Here is a 15,592-nt window from a genome sequence, read left to right as displayed (position 1 = left end):
CCGATTCAGTTCTCGGCTGCCAGCTGACCGCACGCCGCGGCGATCTCCTGACCGCGGGTGTCACGGACGGTGCACGAGACACCCTGCGCGATCACCCGACGAACGAATTCTCTCTCCACCGGCTTCGGGCTGGCGTCCCATTCGCTACCCGGAGTCGGATTGAGTGGGATCAGGTTCACGTGGACCCGCGAGCCGAGCGCCTTGTGCAGCTTCTTGCCCAACATGTCCGCTCGCCACGGCTGATCGTTCACGTCCCGGATCATCGCGTACTCGATCGACACACGCCGACCGGTCTGATCGGCGTAGTACCTGGCCGCCGACAGTACTTCGGCCACCGACCAGCGATTGTTGACCGGAACCAGCGTGTCGCGGAGCTCGTCGTCGGGCGTGTGCAACGACACCGCCAGCGTCACCGACAGTCCCTCGTCGGCCAGCTTTCGAATGGCCGGTGCCAGTCCGACCGTCGACACCGTCACCGATCGCTGTGAGAGGCCGAGTCCGTCGGGTGCGGGCGAGACGATCTTGCGCACCGCGGAGACGACCCTCTTGTAGTTCGCCAGGGGCTCGCCCATCCCCATGAAGACCACGTTCGACAGTCGTCCTTCGCCCCCGTGGACCACGCCGTCACGCAGATCGGCTGCAGCCGAACGGACCTGGTCGACGATCTCGGCCGTCGACAGGTTCCTCGTCAGGCCGGCCTGGCCGGTCGCACAGAAGGGACAGGCCATTCCGCAGCCGGCCTGACTCGAGATGCACAGAGTCGCCCGATCCGGGTACCGCATCAGGACACTTTCGAGAAGTGTTCCGTCGTTGGCCTTCCACAGGGTCTTTCGAGTGTCACCGTCGTCACATGCCAGGTGCTTGATCGGCGTCAGCAACGTGGGAAAGAGATCGGCACCGACCTTCTCGCGGGCCTCGGCCGGAAGGTCGGTCATCTTGGTGGTGTCGGCCTCCAGACGCCCGTAGTAGTGCCGGGCCAGCTGGTCGGCGCGAAACGCAGGCAGACCGAGCGCCTTCACCGCATCCCGCAGACCCTCTTTGTCCAGGTCGGCGAGGTGACGCGACGGCATGCCGCGACGCGGCGCAGTGAAGACCAAGGGGAGATTGGGCCTCTTCTGCTCGGTCGACGTGTTCGTTGCCTCGGCGGAGTCACTCATGCTCCACCCCCCATCTTTCGCTGACGCTGCATGTTTCCATTGTCCACCTCATTGCCTCGCAGTCCTATTCGCGCCGGTTTCCGTCCGTTACCCGATGGGTATCGAGGTCGTGGCCGGATGCACGTGCATTCGGCCTTCACGTGCGGAAGGATCATCGACATGGCCACCAGAGCTGACGACAGTCACGAGACATCGCTGGACACATCAGGTGCGGTTCACCCCGGCGACCACAGCGCCTCGGGTGACCTCGCTCCCATCACGACTCCGGATTCGGACGGTCATTCCGCGCCGGATCCCGAGTTCGTCCCGGAGCCCCAGGCAGGCAGCTCGACCGACATCGCCCACACCCGCACCGCTGCGCTGTGGACCGGCCTGGTGGTCGGGGCCGTGGTCCTGGTCGTTCTGCTCGTGTTCATCGTGCAGAATCTCGACTCCGTCACCGTACAGATCTTCGCCTGGCAGCTCGATCTGCCTCTGGGCATCAGCATGCTGCTGGCCGCGATCGCAGGTGCACTGGTCATGGCAATGGTCGGCGGAGCTCGAATCCTTCAAGTCCGACGCGCAGCGAAGAAGAAGTAGCAGCAGCACAGATCGTGAACACTATGTACAGAAGGTGGCGCGCATCGACTGAATCGATCAGGCTTGGGGTGCCCCACTTCACTCGAGGAGCATGACGTGACAACTTTCATGGAGACACCCGTGGCATCCGGCGTAGCCCCCGACCGAGCACGGTCCTGGCTGCTGGTACCGGCCACCAAGCCCGAAACTTTCGGCGACGCCGTCGCGTCGGGAGTCGATGCCGTCATCCTCGACATCGAAGACGCAGTCGCGCCGGCCAAGAAGCCGGCCGCGCGGGAGGCCGTCGTGCGGTGGCTCGGCGAAGGAAACTCTGCATGGGTCCGCATCAACGACGCAACGACCCCGTACTGGGCCGATGACCTCGCCGCTCTGTCCGGCCTACCCGGACTGGTCGGTGTCATGCTCGCGAAGACCGAGAGCGGCGGCCAGGTCGAGGCAACAGCTGCTCGCCTGGCACCCGGCACCCCGATCCTGGCACTGGTGGAGTCGGCGATGGGCCTCGAAGCCGCTACGGAGATCGCCCGCGCGGATTCGACGTTCCGTCTCGCCTTCGGCAGTGGCGACTTCCGCCGCGACACGGGCATGAGCGACGACCCCCTGGCGATGGCATACCCCCGCTCGCGCCTGGTCGTGTCCTCACGCGCAGCGCGCATCCCGGGGCCGATCGACGGACCGACACTGACGGCCAACGACAGCATCCTCGGACGCGATGCAGCTCTGACCCTGTCGATGGGCATGACGGGCAAGCTGTGCATGCATTCGGAGCAGGCTGCCATCGTCAACCGCGAGCTCGCCCCGTCACCCACGGATGTGTCGTGGGCCCGTGACGTCATCGATGCCCTCGGTGCCGACGGAGCACACGTCAAGGACGGAAGCGACCTACCTCGTCTGGCGAAAGCACTCAAGATCAACGAACTGGCGGAGATCTTCGGGATCTCTGCCGCCTCCTGATACAGCCCCGCAGTCGAGGTGCGTCGGCCGTGGCCCACCGGCTCGCTAGCGCAACTCGATTCCGGTCGGCTTGTATCGGACGTGGACTCGATACCGGACATCGAACGACACCCCGTCCACCGACTTCGTGGCATCACGCGCAACGCGTGGGCCGAACTCGATTCCCAGCACATCGCGCATCACGCGTCGATTCGGGAACGACCACCTCGTGTCGACGCGGGTCAGTGCAAAACCCTGTGCCTCGAAGAACGCCTCGACCGTGAACGGGTCGTAGTGCGGTAGATCGGCCCGCATCCAATCCCCGTACGGCGACGCGGTGGCGTCCAGATCCACGACGACCAACGCTCCGCCCGGCCCGAGCACGCGCATGGCGTCGACGATTCCCGGCCCGCAGCCCGGTCCGAAGAAGTACGCGGTGCGCGCATGGACGACGTCCACGGTGCCGTCGCCGATCGGGAGGGAATCCGCCTGCGCCGTCCTCACCTCGACGTTCGGCAGGTTCGCGACTCGTGTTTTCGCCGAGGCGGCGAGTGATTCGTGCGGCTCGATTCCCAGTACTCGTTGGGCGTCGGCCGCGAAGATCGGAAGATGGAAGCCGCTTCCGCAGCCGACGTCGACGACAGTCTTCGCCGACCAGTCCGCCACCGACCGGATCGCATCGAACAGTGCACCGTCGACGTCCTGAGCGCGGTTCTCCGCCTCGTACAGGTGTGGCCAGTTCCAGATGTTCGGGCTGGGAATCACCCCGGTGACATCACTGCGCACGCCCGAGAGCAGTCTGCTCAGAGGAGAACGGTGAAGACGAGCCATGCCACGAAAGCCGAGGGCAGCAGTGAGTCGAGCCTGTCCATGATGCCGCCGTGGCCGGGCAGCAGGGTGCCCATGTCCTTGATGCGGAGATCACGCTTGACCTGCGACTCGATCAGATCGCCCAACGTGCCGGTCACCACCAGCACCACGCCGAGAAGGATGCCGATCATCGAGTTGGCCTCGAGGATGAGCGTGACCGTCAGCAGACATCCGATGATGCAGAAGATGAGTGACCCGGCGAGCCCCTCCCAGGACTTCTTCGGGCTGATGGCAGGTGCCATCGGGTGCTTTCCGAACAACACACCCGCGATGTAGCCGCCGATGTCCGAGCACACGACGCCGATGACGAACACCAGGATGCGGCCTGCGCCGTTGTCCTGCAGCACCATCAGGACGGTGAACGAGGCCAGCAGCGGCAACCAACATGCCACGAGGACGGTGACGGAAAGTTCTTCGAGGTAGTTCTTCGGAGCGGTGCCGAATCCCTGCCGCAGCAGCAGCCACACCATGCACACCAGGACGGTGCCCACGGCAGCGCTGAGCACACCGACCGCCCCGAACGGCCAGCCGAGCCAGATCATCGCCTGACCGCCGAGGATCAGGGGAATGCGGGGCACCAGTACCCCACCCTCGCGCAGGCGCTTCGACACCTCGTAGGTGGCAACGGCCAGCGCGACGGCCACCACCCCGATCCACACCAGCGGCACGAAGACGAGGACGAGAATCAGACCGATGCCCAACGAGCCGCCGACTCCGATCGCGGCGGGCAGATTACGGCCTGCCTTGCCCGTCGACTTCGCTGCGGCGACCCCGGACGAGGCAGCGGGCGTACCGCTGCCCTCCTGCCGATCCGGTCCCACCACTGTCGTCATCTCCTCGAATTTCATCGTCGTCCGTCGTGAAAAGCAGCTGTCGAGGTCGGGTCAGACCTCCATCAGCTCGCCCTCTTTGCGCTTGACGAGTTCGTCGACGGAGGCGGTGTACTTCGCAGTGGTCTTGTCGAGATCGTTCTCGGCGCGGACGACCTCGTCCTCGCCTGCTTCGCCGTCCTTCTGGATTCGCTTGAGCTCTTCCATCGTCTTCCGGCGGACGTTGCGAATCGACACCTTCGCGTCCTCGCCCTTGCCCTTGGCCTGCTTGACGAATTCGCGGCGCCGTTCCTCGGTGAGCTGCGGAACTCCGATTCGAATGAGGTTGCCGTCGTTGGTGGGATTGACACCGAGGTCGGAGTTGCGAATGGCGGTTTCGATGGGCCCGAGCTGATTGGACTCGTACGGCTTGATGACCACGAGGCGCGCTTCGGGGACGCTGATACTGGCGAGCTGGGTGATCGGCGTCAGGGCACCGTAGTACTCGATGACGATGCGGGAGAACATTCCGGGGTTGGCACGTCCGGTGCGAATCGAGGACAGATCGTCACGTGCAACCGATACGGCCTTTTCCATCTTCTCTTCGGCATCGAAGAGAGCTTCGTCAATCACGATCTGTCCTCCATCGTCTTCGTCTTCGATTCGCTCACGTCACTGTCGGCGACGATCACGACGTGACCAGCGTGCCGATCTTCTCACCGGACACAGCGCGAGCGATATTTCCCTGAATCAGCAAATTGAACACCAGCATCGGCATCTGATTGTCCATGCACAGGCTGAAGGCCGTCGCGTCGGCAACCTTGAGTCCCTGTTCGATGGCTTCGCGGTGCGTGATGGTGTCGAACATCGTGGCATCGGGGTCGAGGCGCGGATCGGCCGAGTACACGCCGTCGACCGCCTTGGCCATCAACAACACCTCGGCACCGATTTCCAGCGCGCGCTGGGCAGCCGTGGTGTCGGTGGAGAAATACGGCATGCCCATGCCGGCTCCGAAGATCACGACGCGCCCCTTCTCCAGGTGCCGTCGCGCACGCAGCGGGAGGTACGGCTCTGCGACCTGACCCATCGTGATCGCGGTCTGCACCCTGGTGGCAACGCCTTGCTTCTCCAGAAAGTCTTGCAGCGCAAGACAGTTCATCACGGTACCCAGCATGCCCATGTAGTCCGAGCGAGACCTGTCCATGCCGCGCTGCTGCAGTTCGGCACCACGGAAGAAATTGCCACCGCCGATCACCACCGCGACCTGAACCCCGGTGGCCACCACCTCGGCGATCTGTTCGGCAACGTTGTTCACGACATCCGGATCGAGACCGACCTGGCCGCCTCCGAACATCTCCCCACCCAGTTTGAGCATCACGCGTCGGAACCCGGGACGGTCAGGGGCCGGATCGGTCATAGCTCTCCTCGGTACTCGTCGAACACTACGGTTTCTTCTTGGATCATCCTGCCCTATCGATGCCCGGGTGGTGGACAGGGCTCCGTCCTGCACACCCACCTGCCCCGCGCACGAGCGATGCCGCCCACTCGATGGAATCGAATGAACGGCATCGCCTCGACCGAACCGGTGCGCAGACTAGCTGGCGCCGACCTCGAACCGAGAGAAGCGGGTGATGGTGACGCCGGCCTCGTCGAGAATGGCCTTGACGGTCTTGTTGCCGTCCTGCACCGACTTCTGTTCGGTGAGAACGACGTCCTTGAAGAATCCGTTCACGCGACCTTCGACGATCTTCGGCAGTGCCTGCTCCGGCTTGCCTTCTTCGCGAGCGGTCTCCTCGGCGATGCGACGCTCGGCGGCCACGAGGTCCTCGGGGACCTCGTCGCGCGTGACGTACTTGGCCTTGAGGGCTGCGATCTGCATCGCAGCTGCGCGTGCGGCATCTCCTGCGGCATCGCCGTCACCGGTGTACTCGACCAGCACGCCGACGGCAGGCGGCAGGTCCGCGCTGCGCTTGTGCAGGTACGTGGCGGTGTTGCCGTCGTAGGACACGACGCGACGCAGTTCGAGCTTCTCGCCGATCTTCGCCGACAGCTCGTTCAGAGCCGTTTCGACCGTCTTGCCGTTCAGGTCGAGCGCCTTGAGTGCATCGACGTCGGCCGGCTTGCCTGCTGCAGCCGTCGCCGCGACGGACGCGGCGAACGTCTGGAACTCGTCGTTCTTGGCCACGAAGTCGGTTTCGGAGTTGATCTCCACGAGCACTCCACCCTCGGCGACGACGAGGCCTTCGGCGGTGTTGCGCTCGGCGCGCTTGCCGACGTCCTTGGCACCCTTGATACGCAGGTACTCGACGGCCTTGTCGTAGTCTCCGTCGTTCTCGGCGAGCGCGTTCTTGCAGTCCATCATTCCGGAGCCGGTGAGCTCACGGAGCCGCTTGACGTCGGCGGCAGTGTAGTTCGCCATCGTGGGCGAGCCTCCTCAAAAGTCTGGGTACGGGCGTTGACGAAAAATGCTGTTCACAGGGCGGGATCGACGGGCTCACTGCGGAGCCGTTACGACCACAACCCTGACATACCGAAGCGGCCCCGGCCCACCCCTGAGGGTGAACCGGGACCGAATTCGATCAAGCCTGAGCGGCCGGTGCTTCTTCTGCTGCCGGAGCGTCCGCCGCGGGAGCCTCTGCTGCCGGAGCGTCCGCCGCGGGGGCCTCTGCTGCGGGAGCCTCTGCTGCCGGTGAAGCCTGAGCGAGCTGCTCGAGCTCCCACTCGGCGAGGGGCTCGCCTGCGCCGACCTCGGGCTTGGCGTCGGATGCAGTGTTCTGACCTGCTCGCGCCTGCACGCCCTCGGCGACTGCGGATGCGACGACCTTGGTCAGCAGCGCAGCGGAACGGATCGCGTCGTCGTTACCCGGGATCGGGTAGTCGACCACGTCGGGATCGCAGTTGGTGTCGAGGATCGCGATGACCGGGATGTTCAGCTTGCGAGCCTCGGCAACCGCGAGGTGCTCCTTGTTGGTGTCGACGATCCAGATGGCCGACGGAACCTTGGACATGTCCCGGATGCCACCGAGGGTGCGGTCGAGCTTGGTCATCTCACGCGTGAGCATGAGGATTTCCTTCTTGGTGCGTCCCTCGAAGCCACCGGTCTGCTCCATGGCCTCGAGCTCCTTGAGGCGGAGCAGACGCTTGTGCACCGTCTGGAAGTTGGTGAGCATGCCACCGAGCCAGCGCTGGTTCACGTAGGGCATGCCCACGCGGGTTGCCTCAGCGGCGATGGACTCCTGCGCCTGCTTCTTGGTGCCGACGAACAGAACCGTGCCATTGTGGGCAACGGTCTCCTTGACGAACTCGTAGGCCCTGTCGATGAAGGTCAGAGTCTGCTGCAAGTCGATGATGTAGATGCCGTTGCGGTCGGTGAAGATGAATCGCTTCATCTTCGGGTTCCAGCGACGGGTCTGGTGTCCGAAGTGTGTGCCGCTGTCGAGCAGCTGCTTCATTGTTACTACAGCCATGGCTGAAGAACTCTCTTTCGATGGTGCGGTTGACGCAGAGTGTCGGTGACCTCTGCCCTGGCGCCCGCTGAAGTTGCCGGACCTGACATCACGAAGATCTCAGGACCGCCGACAACCGGTTCTCGTATCGGTGATTCTGCTCGAAGCAGACGATGCGATGACGCGGACGCGCGAAGTCGACCCGTGCACGCACAGGCCGCAAGTGACGAGTGTAGACCTGCCACCGCCCCCGTCATAACCAGGCCCGACTGTCAAGAGATTCCGGGGCCTGTGGACGAAGAAATCACTTGTCCACAAATCACCCTCGGGTCCGTTCGATCGCTCCGATCCAGGAGATAGTCGACGGGTGAACACCTCTCCCATGCGCCGCACACTCGCCGTGTGCCTCGCGACGGCGGTAGCTCTCTCGACGCCGGTCGCATCGGCGCAGCCAGGCACGTTCGCCTGGCCGCTGCAGCCGCGGCCGCAGGTCGTCACCCCGTTCGACCGTCCCGAGCAGAACTGGCTGCCCGGCCACCGTGGTGTGGACCTGGCCGCACAGGAGGGCCAGTCGGTTCTGGCCGTCGCCGACGGCACCGTGGTGTTCGCCGGGTCGGTCGCGGGAAAGCCCGTCGTATCGGTGGATCATCCGGGCGGACTGAGATCGACGTACGAACCTGTGCTGGCCTCGGTTGCCGCCGGCGCGCGAGTTCGTCGAGGGACCGTGCTGGGTTCGTTGACCTCGGGGCACGAGAGCTGCACGTCAACGTGCCTGCACTGGGGCATCAGACGTGGCCGCGACTATCTCGATCCCACGGCGTCGGTGCGCGCGACTCCGATCAGGTTGAAACCCCTCGACGAAGACGGCAGATGATCGTCAGCGCTGTGGGCCGGAGTGTCTGCCGGACGCCGCGGGAAAATCGTCGGCGACCATCGCCGCGAGTTCGACGAACGCACTTCGAGTCTGGGGACGCAACAGGTCGAGATCGACCACGGCACCCTCGGCGAGGTGCTCGTCGAACGGAACCACCAGCACGGCGCGACAGCGCTCGAGGAAGTGCTGTTGCAGCAAGTTCATGTCCACCGCCGACGAACCCGGGCGGACAGAGCTGATCACCACCACGGTCCGTTCGACCAGATGGCCGTAGCCGTGCAGCTCCAGCCAGTCCAGCGTCGCCGCAGCACTGCGCGCACCGTCGACTGCCGGCGAGCTGACCAGAACCAGCGCGTTCGCCAGTTGCAGCACCCCGTTCATCGCCGAGTGCATGATCCCGGTGCCGCAGTCGGTCAGGATCAGGTTGTAGTACACCTGCAGCATGTCGATGACGGCGCGGTAGTCCTCTTCGCCGAACATCTCCGACGCGGCGGGGTCGCGCTCGCCGGCCAACACTTCGAGTCGACTCGGCGCCTGCGAGGTGTGCTCGCGGATGTCGGAGTAGCGACGAATGTTGGGTGCGGCGGCCAGCAGATCGCGCACGGTCGACGCCGTCTGACGCGGAACTCGCTCCCCCAGGGTGCCGAAGTCGGGATTTGCGTCCACCGCGATGACGCAATCTCCGCGCAGCGATGCGAAAGTCGAACCGAGGCCCAGCGTGGTCGTCGTCTTACCGACGCCACCCTTGAGCGACAGGAAGGCGATCCGGTAGTCGCCGAGCACCGGCTGCCGAATGCGTTCGACCTGGTTTCGGTACCGCTCTTCGGCCGTCGATTCGCCTGGGTTGATGACGCCGCCGGTGAGCCGGTGCACGCCTCGCCGCCAGCCCGAGTTCGACGCTCGCTTGGGACGCTTGAGCAGCGAGTCCGCGCCCAGATCCTGACTGTTGGGTCGATAGGCGTTGGGTGCCCCCGACCAAGGTTGTGGCGACCATCGATCGGGGTGCGTCCGAGAATCCTCGGTGTGCGGCGGCACCGGCAGGTATCGGTCCGGCTGGTACCGGTCCGGCTGCACGGCCGGAGGCCCGGGCTCGACCGGCACCGGCGGGTTGTACCGCGGCGGCATCGGCTGTCGGTCGCCCGAGTCGGGTGTCTGCCAGGGTGGCGGCTGCCGAGGCGTCGAGCGGGGAGTGGACATCGAATTCGACGATACGGGCCCGCCGGCAGTGTCGCGTGCGCTGTCCGACCGACCAGAGGAGCTCTGATGATCGGCGGCGGAGCCGTTCCGGACATGCATGGACCACGTCTCCGAAGTACCTTGCGGTCGGTCGCGGTCCACGGTCCCCCGTATTCGGTGTTGTCAGTCGGTACACGACGCTAGGGTGGTCGCCAGAGAGGCGTGGCCGAGCAACTCCTGCACCACCCTCAGATCGGCTCCACCTTCGAGCAAGTGAGTTGCCGCTGTATGACGCAGTCCGTGTGGGCCGAGGCTGGGACCACCGGGGACGGTGTCGAGTACCGCGTGTACCGCCGTTCTCGCCTGCCGTTGGTCGAGCCGTCCACCTCGACGTCCCAGCAGCAATGCCGCACCGGATCGATCCGAGACCAGTTCGGGTCTGCCGCTGACCAGCCAGTTCTCGACCGCGTGGGCTGCCGGTCCACCGTACGGAGCCGAGCGTTCCTTGTTTCCCTTGCCGATGACGCGGACCAGGCGGCGCTCGGTGTCCACGTCGTCGATGTCGAGTCCACACAACTCCCCCACGCGCACCCCGGTCGCGTACAGCAACTCGACGATGAGCCTGTCCCGCAGCGCGATGGGGTCGAGCTCGGCGGCACCCGATTCGGCAGCGGCCAACGCCTGTGCCGCCTGGCTGTGGCGAAGAACACCGGGCAGCGTGCGGTGGCCGGCCGGACCGGCCAGGCGTTCTGCCGGTGCCGCCGTCACTGCTCCCACCCGCTCGAGCCACTTCCCGAACGTCCTTGCCGACGAGGTTCGCCTCGCCATCGACGTTCTGGCCGATCCGGCCGCCGAGTGCGTGGCCAACCACGAACGCACTGCCCGGAGGTCGAGGTCGGCGATCGTGGCATCCGGCGAGGACTCGGCGAAGTGCGCGAGCAGTGAACGAGCATCGGAGACGTAGGCCCGGATGGTGTGCTCGGATCGCTCTCGACCGAGTCGAAGATGCTCGGCGAACTCCTCGACGTGAACGCCGAGGTGAGGCGGCAGCGAATCGGTCATCGGCTCAGCTTGAGCGCCGGCAGGCCGCGCGACAACCGGACACGCCGTCCGAGCTGGCTTGTCGCCGGATCAGGCATCGACTCCGGATTCGGCCTGTGCGAGTTCGCGCTTCCACACGCGGAACGTCTCCTCGGTTCGGCCGCGACGCCAGTACCCCGAAATCGAGGCCCACTCGGCACCGACCCCGCGCTCCTTGCGGATGTAGGGCCGGATGTTGTGCATGACGGCCTGCGCTTCCCCGTGTACGAAGACCTGCGCTTGCCCCGGCAGCCATTCGGTTCCCTTCACCGCTGCGATCAACGGCGCGTTGTCTCCCGCCCGGTCGTCCCCGACCTCGTTCGAGGACGCGCCCCGGTGGACCCAGGTCACATCGACGACGGCGAGCGTCTCCATGTAGATCTCGTCGTGCCGGTCGGCGACTTCGATGAAGACCTTGGCGATGGCGTCTTCCGGGAGCGCCTCGACGGCAGCCGAGATCGCCGGAATCGCCGATTCGTCGCCGGCGAACAGGTGCCAGTCGGCGTCGGGGCGCGGGGCGTACCCACCGGAGGGGCCGAAGAACGACATCTCGTCTCCCGCCTTCGCGCGGGTGGCCCACGGCCCGGCTACTCCCTCGTCTCCGTGCACCACGAAGTCGATGGCTATCTCCCGCGCGCCGGTGTCGACCGAGCGAACGGTGTACGTGCGCATGATCGGTTCGTCCTCGGTACCGAGGAACAACTTGACGTAGGCGTCGGTCTCGTCGATCGCATCGAAGTCGTCGAAGTTGGCCCCACCCAGGTAGACCCGGTGCATGTGCGGGGTGAGCGCTTCGGTGCGCAGGACGGACAGGGTGGTTTTCTTGCGTGGCACTTCGGACCCCTCTTCGAGCGAACGACGCCGATACCCGATGCATCGACTAAGCATTACCTAACACCCTACCGTCCGAGCTCGTGAACGATAGTGCGCTCACCCACGCACCACGCGGAACCATCCGGTCTCGTCGCTGGCCACGAATCCGTCCATCTCCATTACCGGCAGGGATGCGCGCACCTTGCTCAACGGCACACCGGAGTGCTCGGACAATTCTCGACTCGACAGTGATCCGGATGCCGGCAACGCGTCGTAGATCAACAGGGCCGTGTCCGAGAGCGCATCGGTCTCGCGAAAGAGGTCGGGCCGAGACTCCTCCGGGGACCCGAGAGCGCCCGCCTCGGCGACCACGTCGTGAGAGTTCGACACCAGCACGGCCTCGCCGTCCCGGATCATGCGGTGACAGCCGGTGGACGAAGGCGACGTGACCGGCCCAGGGACCGCCAGGACTGGCCGACCCAGTTTCGCAGCCCATGCCGCCGTGTTGCGAGCACCGCTCCGCCACCCGGCCTCGACGACCACCACAGCCGATCCGAGTGCCGCGACGAGCCTGTTGCGAGCGAGGAAACGATGCTTCGCCGGCGTCGTGCCCGGCGCGTACTCACTGAGAACCAGCCCGTGAGCAGCGATCTGCCGCAGTAGCCGCGAATGACCCGCTGGATACGCACGATCGACGCCACAGGCGAGCACCGCCATCGTCTTACCCTCGACTCCGAGGGCCGCCCGATGTGCCGCGGCGTCGATGCCGAAAGCCGCTCCCGAGATGATGGTCCAGCCGTCGAGCGCCAGATCGGCGGATATCTCCGCCGTCACATGATCGCCGTAAGGACTCGATGCACGAGTCCCGACGATCGACACCGATCGCTCGGTGATCGTTGCCACCTGCCGAGTTCCCAGCGCCCACAACGCAATCGGCGGACAGGTGTCCACCCCTGCGGTCATTCCCGGTCCGTCGAATCCGAGAAAGCGCCACGCCGGCCATTCGTCGTCGTCCGGCGTGATCAACCGGCCACCGAGCGCAGCGATGTGGTCGAGATCCGCTGCCGCGGTATCGATGTGGGCGCGGACCGCGAGCCTCTCTCCCAACCTGCCCGCCCGCACTGCGTCTGCCGTCGATTCGGGACCGTGAGCTGCAGCATGATCGACCACCGGCCGATGCGGGCCTTGCGCCACGCGAGAGAGATACGCCCAGGCGAGTCGGCGCGTGTCGTGCGTCATGCCACTCCCCTGTCACGGAAGTCCAACGCGGCTCCGACCTCGTCGGCACCGGGGACCGAACCACCGGCCAGATCGTTCAGCGTCCACGCCACCCGAATAGCGCGGTCCGCGCCGCGCGCGGTCAGCCATCCGTTGCGCAACGCGCGCTCGACCGGAGCGAGCGTCGAGCGCGCCAATCGAAATCGTTGGCGCAGAGCGGGTCCTGGAACCTCCGCGTTGGTCCTCCAGCCGAACTCCCGCCACCGCTGCGCGGCGGCGTCCCTGGCCCCGGTCACGCGTGCGCGAATCTCGCTCGTACCCTCCCCTACCTCGTCGACCAGTGCACCTGTCGCGACACCCATCATCTGAATGCGCAGATCGACGCGATCCAGCAACGGCCCGGACAGCTTGCCGAGATATTTGCGTCGCGCTGTGGGCGGGCAGACGCAGTCCACCTGCCGCGCGGGTGCACACGGGCACGGATTGGCTGCGAGAACCAACTGAAATCTGGCCGGATACCTGGCCACACCGTCGCGACGAGCAATGCGAATCTCGCCGTCCTCCAACGGAGTACGCAACGCCTCGAGTACCCGAACGCTCATCTCGGCGCACTCGTCCAGAAACAGGACCCCTCGATGTGCGCGACTGACCGCTCCCGGTTTGGCCATTCCGGTTCCGCCCCCTACCAAGGCGCTCACCGAGGTCGAATGGTGCGGAGCGATGAACGGCGGCGACGTGATGAGCGGCCGCGCCGTGGTCAACAGGCCCGCCACCGAGTGGATCGCTGTCACTTCGAGCGCTTCCGATTCGGTCAGCGGGGGCAGAATCCCCGGAAGACGTTGCGCGAGCATCGTTTTTCCGATGCCCGGTGGCCCGGTCAGCATGATGTGATGTGCGCCTGCGGCGGCGACCTCCAGAGCCCATCGCGCATCCGCCTGTCCCGCAACATCACTGAGGTCCGGGTAGATCTCCTCGTGCCATTCGGTCGGGATGGGTGATTCGAGGGCCTGCTCACCACGTAGCCAGGCCACCACGTCCCCGAGCGAACCCGCACCCAGCACCTCGATCCCGTCCACCAGCCCCGCTTCGGGCAGACACTGCAGCGGAACGACCACCCGCTGCCAGCCAGCACTCTTGACCGCGAGCACCCCGGGCAGGACCCCACGAACTGCGCGCAGCCTGCCATCGAGTGCCAACTCACCCAGAAACACCGTGTCGGACAGGCATCCACGCGGAATCGCTTTGGCAGCGTCGAGAACCGACAGCGCCAATGCCAAGTCGTACACCGATCCGCCCTTCGGCAGGGTCGCGGGCGACAGAGCGAGAATCACCCGGCTGTCCGGCCACGTTCCGCCCGAGTTCTTCACCGCAGCCTTGACTCGATCACGCGATTCGTTCAGAGCAGTATCGGGCAACCCGACCAGATGCGTACCGGGCAAGCCCTGCCCGATGTCCGCTTCGATCTCCACCAACACACCGTCGACCCCGTTGACCGCCACCGAATGCGCTCTCCCGAGTGGCATCAGAACGCGGACCGAACGTGCGTGATGACCGGTTCTTCGTGACGACCGACCACTATTGCGATCACATCGAACCTGATCTGTAACCACGGTCCCTGCTGCAGCGAAAGCCACCGCAGCGCGAGACCTCTGATTCGCGTCTGTTTCGCGTACGTCACCGCTTCGGCCGGTGTTCCGTAACCGATTCCCGAGCGAGTCTTCACTTCGACGAAAACCATGGTGTCGCCGTCGCGCGCGATGATGTCGAGTTCTCCGGACCGATGCCGCCAATTCCGCTCGATCACATCCAGGCCGATGTCCTCGAGATGGCGCACCGCGAGTTCCTCACCGCGCGCACCGAGTTCCTGGTTGGTTGCCATGTCCGCCATTCCTCCACTCTCCGACCGTGTATTGCGGCCGATTCGGTCGTCTCGACGGTGGCACGACCCGAAAGAGGAGAAACGAAGAAAGTGCAGGTGGGAAATTGCCCTGTGGACAACTACTCGACTGTGGACCGACGGTCCGATTGTCGGCGGCGATCGGTCCGCTGTGTCGGACCACCGTGCTACGGCTCGAGCGTGTCCGAGCGGCCGGGTGAGAGCAGACCCGATACGCAAAAAGCTCCGTCCGGATTCATGAAATCGGACGGAGCTGATGCGGTGTATCGGTACCGAAACCCGAAAGTACCGATACGTAGAACGTCTGCCGAGACTTCACGCCTCGGTTTCGAAGGACTGTCAGTGAGCAGCCTCGTATGCCGCCTGCACATCCTGACTGATGCGGCCGCGGGCACTGACCTCGTGGCCGTTCTCGCGTGCCCATGCTCGAATGTCCTGCAGATCGACCTTGCCGCGAACCGGTGCTGCTGCCGCACCGCCCTTACGGGTACGGCGTCCGGAAATCTTCTCGGCATGCTCGATCCAAAACGCCAACTGTTCGTGCAATTCGTTGGCATGCTTGAGATTCAAATCGATGCGGTACTGGTTTCCACCGATGCCGAATTCGATGGATTCACCTTGGCCGTCTTTGATGACCGATCCGTCCACATCGTCGATCATCTGCACAAGTGTCTTGCGTGCCATCTCGTACCTCTTACACGTCTGGGGGATGTGATATTCAAGTTCTACCACCCATTCTCGTA

General features: G+C 65.1%; 17 protein-coding genes. 3 read left to right on the top strand and 14 right to left on the bottom strand.

Annotated features, from left to right (window positions below):
• Positions 1-5: 5 nt before the first annotated feature.
• Positions 6-1,157 carry a 23S rRNA (adenine(2503)-C(2))-methyltransferase RlmN gene (rlmN, locus tag CH302_RS05800; RefSeq protein ID WP_052047521.1) on the bottom strand — a complete coding sequence of 384 codons (1,152 nt, stop codon included), beginning with the start codon at positions 1,155-1,157 and terminating at the stop codon, positions 6-8.
• Between the two features lie 159 nt (positions 1,158-1,316).
• On the opposite strand from rlmN, the gene CH302_RS05795 reads away from it, so the two are divergent.
• Complete coding sequence (locus CH302_RS05795) at positions 1,317-1,736, top strand: LapA family protein (protein WP_037190165.1); 420 nt, start codon at positions 1,317-1,319, stop codon at positions 1,734-1,736.
• 108 nt (positions 1,737-1,844) lie between these two features.
• Positions 1,845-2,687: an HpcH/HpaI aldolase/citrate lyase family protein gene (locus CH302_RS05790; RefSeq protein WP_037189633.1), complete on the top strand. Its 843-nt coding sequence runs from the start codon at positions 1,845-1,847 to the stop codon at positions 2,685-2,687.
• A gap of 45 nt (positions 2,688-2,732) precedes the next feature.
• On the opposite strand, the gene CH302_RS05785 is transcribed toward CH302_RS05790, so the two are convergent.
• From CH302_RS05785 to rpsB, 6 genes are all read right to left on the bottom strand, one after another.
• Positions 2,733-3,431 carry a class I SAM-dependent methyltransferase gene (locus tag CH302_RS05785; protein ID WP_037190167.1) on the bottom strand — a complete coding sequence of 233 codons (699 nt, stop codon included), beginning with the start codon at positions 3,429-3,431 and terminating at the stop codon, positions 2,733-2,735.
• A 38-nt stretch (positions 3,432-3,469) separates the two neighbouring features.
• A complete protein-coding gene (locus tag CH302_RS05780) occupies positions 3,470-4,384 on the bottom strand; it encodes a phosphatidate cytidylyltransferase (protein ID WP_037189635.1) in 915 nt (304 codons plus the stop codon).
• Positions 4,385-4,420: 36 nt separating this feature from the next.
• A complete protein-coding gene (gene frr, locus CH302_RS05775) occupies positions 4,421-4,978 on the bottom strand; it encodes a ribosome recycling factor (RefSeq protein ID WP_037189636.1) in 558 nt (185 codons plus the stop codon).
• 55 nt (positions 4,979-5,033) lie between these two features.
• Positions 5,034-5,762, bottom strand: a complete 729-nt coding sequence (gene pyrH, locus CH302_RS05770) for a UMP kinase (protein WP_032397808.1) — start codon at positions 5,760-5,762, stop codon at positions 5,034-5,036.
• 177 nt (positions 5,763-5,939) lie between these two features.
• Positions 5,940-6,764, bottom strand: a complete 825-nt coding sequence (gene tsf / locus CH302_RS05765; RefSeq protein ID WP_037189637.1) for a translation elongation factor Ts — start codon at positions 6,762-6,764, stop codon at positions 5,940-5,942.
• Between the two features lie 160 nt (positions 6,765-6,924).
• A complete protein-coding gene (rpsB, locus tag CH302_RS05760) occupies positions 6,925-7,812 on the bottom strand; it encodes a 30S ribosomal protein S2 (protein WP_037189638.1) in 888 nt (295 codons plus the stop codon).
• Between the two features lie 361 nt (positions 7,813-8,173).
• On the opposite strand from rpsB, the gene CH302_RS05755 reads away from it, so the two are divergent.
• The gene (locus tag CH302_RS05755; RefSeq protein ID WP_037189639.1) at positions 8,174-8,665 is read left to right on the top strand and encodes a M23 family metallopeptidase; all 492 of its coding nucleotides are present in this window, start codon (positions 8,174-8,176) and stop codon (positions 8,663-8,665) included.
• Positions 8,666-8,668: 3 nt separating this feature from the next.
• Here CH302_RS05755 and CH302_RS05750 read toward each other — a convergent pair whose 3' ends face one another.
• From CH302_RS05750 to CH302_RS05720, 7 genes are all read right to left on the bottom strand, one after another.
• Positions 8,669-9,862, bottom strand: coding sequence for a MinD/ParA family ATP-binding protein (locus tag CH302_RS05750; protein WP_317809380.1), 1,194 nt, complete (start codon positions 9,860-9,862; stop codon positions 8,669-8,671).
• Positions 9,863-10,024: 162 nt separating this feature from the next.
• A complete protein-coding gene (locus CH302_RS05745) occupies positions 10,025-10,903 on the bottom strand; it encodes a tyrosine-type recombinase/integrase (RefSeq protein ID WP_094649898.1) in 879 nt (292 codons plus the stop codon).
• A gap of 69 nt (positions 10,904-10,972) precedes the next feature.
• Entirely contained in the window at positions 10,973-11,755 is a 783-nt protein-coding gene (locus tag CH302_RS05740; protein ID WP_037189643.1) for a siderophore-interacting protein, read from the bottom strand.
• Between the two features lie 96 nt (positions 11,756-11,851).
• The gene (gene dprA / locus CH302_RS05735; RefSeq protein ID WP_037189644.1) at positions 11,852-12,973 is read right to left on the bottom strand and encodes a DNA-processing protein DprA; all 1,122 of its coding nucleotides are present in this window, start codon (positions 12,971-12,973) and stop codon (positions 11,852-11,854) included.
• Positions 12,970-14,475, bottom strand: a complete 1,506-nt coding sequence (locus tag CH302_RS05730; protein ID WP_037189645.1) for a YifB family Mg chelatase-like AAA ATPase — start codon at positions 14,473-14,475, stop codon at positions 12,970-12,972. Before CH302_RS05730 ends, dprA begins: the two co-directional genes overlap by 4 nt.
• Positions 14,475-14,831, bottom strand: coding sequence for a YraN family protein (locus CH302_RS05725; protein WP_037190169.1), 357 nt, complete (start codon positions 14,829-14,831; stop codon positions 14,475-14,477). The genes CH302_RS05730 and CH302_RS05725 overlap by 1 nt, the downstream gene beginning before the upstream one ends.
• Before the next feature lie 357 nt (positions 14,832-15,188).
• On the bottom strand, positions 15,189-15,533 hold the full coding sequence (locus tag CH302_RS05720) for a histone-like nucleoid-structuring protein Lsr2 (protein WP_037189646.1): 345 nt from the start codon (positions 15,531-15,533) through the stop codon (positions 15,189-15,191).
• Positions 15,534-15,592: the final 59 nt, after the last annotated feature.

Source organism: Rhodococcus sp. 15-2388-1-1a (assembly GCF_002259145.1).
In the GTDB taxonomy this organism is placed as follows: Bacteria; Actinomycetota; Actinomycetes; order Mycobacteriales; family Mycobacteriaceae; genus Rhodococcoides.
This window is presented reverse-complemented; position numbering and strand designations above follow the sequence as displayed.

What these genes read in the sequence shown, in the direction of transcription:
- rlmN (WP_052047521.1), bottom strand. Translation starts at nt 1,157, where the DNA reads ATGAGTGACTCCGCCGAGGCAACGAACACGTCGACCGAGCAGAAGAGG.
- CH302_RS05795 (WP_037190165.1), top strand. Translation starts at nt 1,317, where the DNA reads ATGGCCACCAGAGCTGACGACAGTCACGAGACATCGCTGGACACATCA.
- CH302_RS05790 (WP_037189633.1), top strand. Translation starts at nt 1,845, where the DNA reads ATGGAGACACCCGTGGCATCCGGCGTAGCCCCCGACCGAGCACGGTCC.
- CH302_RS05780 (WP_037189635.1), bottom strand. Translation starts at nt 4,384, where the DNA reads ATGAAATTCGAGGAGATGACGACAGTGGTGGGACCGGATCGGCAGGAG.
- pyrH (WP_032397808.1), bottom strand. Translation starts at nt 5,762, where the DNA reads ATGACCGATCCGGCCCCTGACCGTCCCGGGTTCCGACGCGTGATGCTC.
- tsf (WP_037189637.1), bottom strand. Translation starts at nt 6,764, where the DNA reads ATGGCGAACTACACTGCCGCCGACGTCAAGCGGCTCCGTGAGCTCACC.
- rpsB (WP_037189638.1), bottom strand. Translation starts at nt 7,812, where the DNA reads ATGGCTGTAGTAACAATGAAGCAGCTGCTCGACAGCGGCACACACTTC.
- CH302_RS05755 (WP_037189639.1), top strand. Translation starts at nt 8,174, where the DNA reads ATGCGCCGCACACTCGCCGTGTGCCTCGCGACGGCGGTAGCTCTCTCG.
- CH302_RS05750 (WP_317809380.1), bottom strand. Translation starts at nt 9,862, where the DNA reads ATGTCCACTCCCCGCTCGACGCCTCGGCAGCCGCCACCCTGGCAGACA.
- CH302_RS05745 (WP_094649898.1), bottom strand. Translation starts at nt 10,903, where the DNA reads ATGACCGATTCGCTGCCGCCTCACCTCGGCGTTCACGTCGAGGAGTTC.
- dprA (WP_037189644.1), bottom strand. Translation starts at nt 12,973, where the DNA reads ATGACGCACGACACGCGCCGACTCGCCTGGGCGTATCTCTCTCGCGTG.
- CH302_RS05730 (WP_037189645.1), bottom strand. Translation starts at nt 14,475, where the DNA reads ATGCCACTCGGGAGAGCGCATTCGGTGGCGGTCAACGGGGTCGACGGT.
- CH302_RS05725 (WP_037190169.1), bottom strand. Translation starts at nt 14,831, where the DNA reads ATGGCAACCAACCAGGAACTCGGTGCGCGCGGTGAGGAACTCGCGGTG.
- CH302_RS05720 (WP_037189646.1), bottom strand. Translation starts at nt 15,533, where the DNA reads ATGGCACGCAAGACACTTGTGCAGATGATCGACGATGTGGACGGATCG.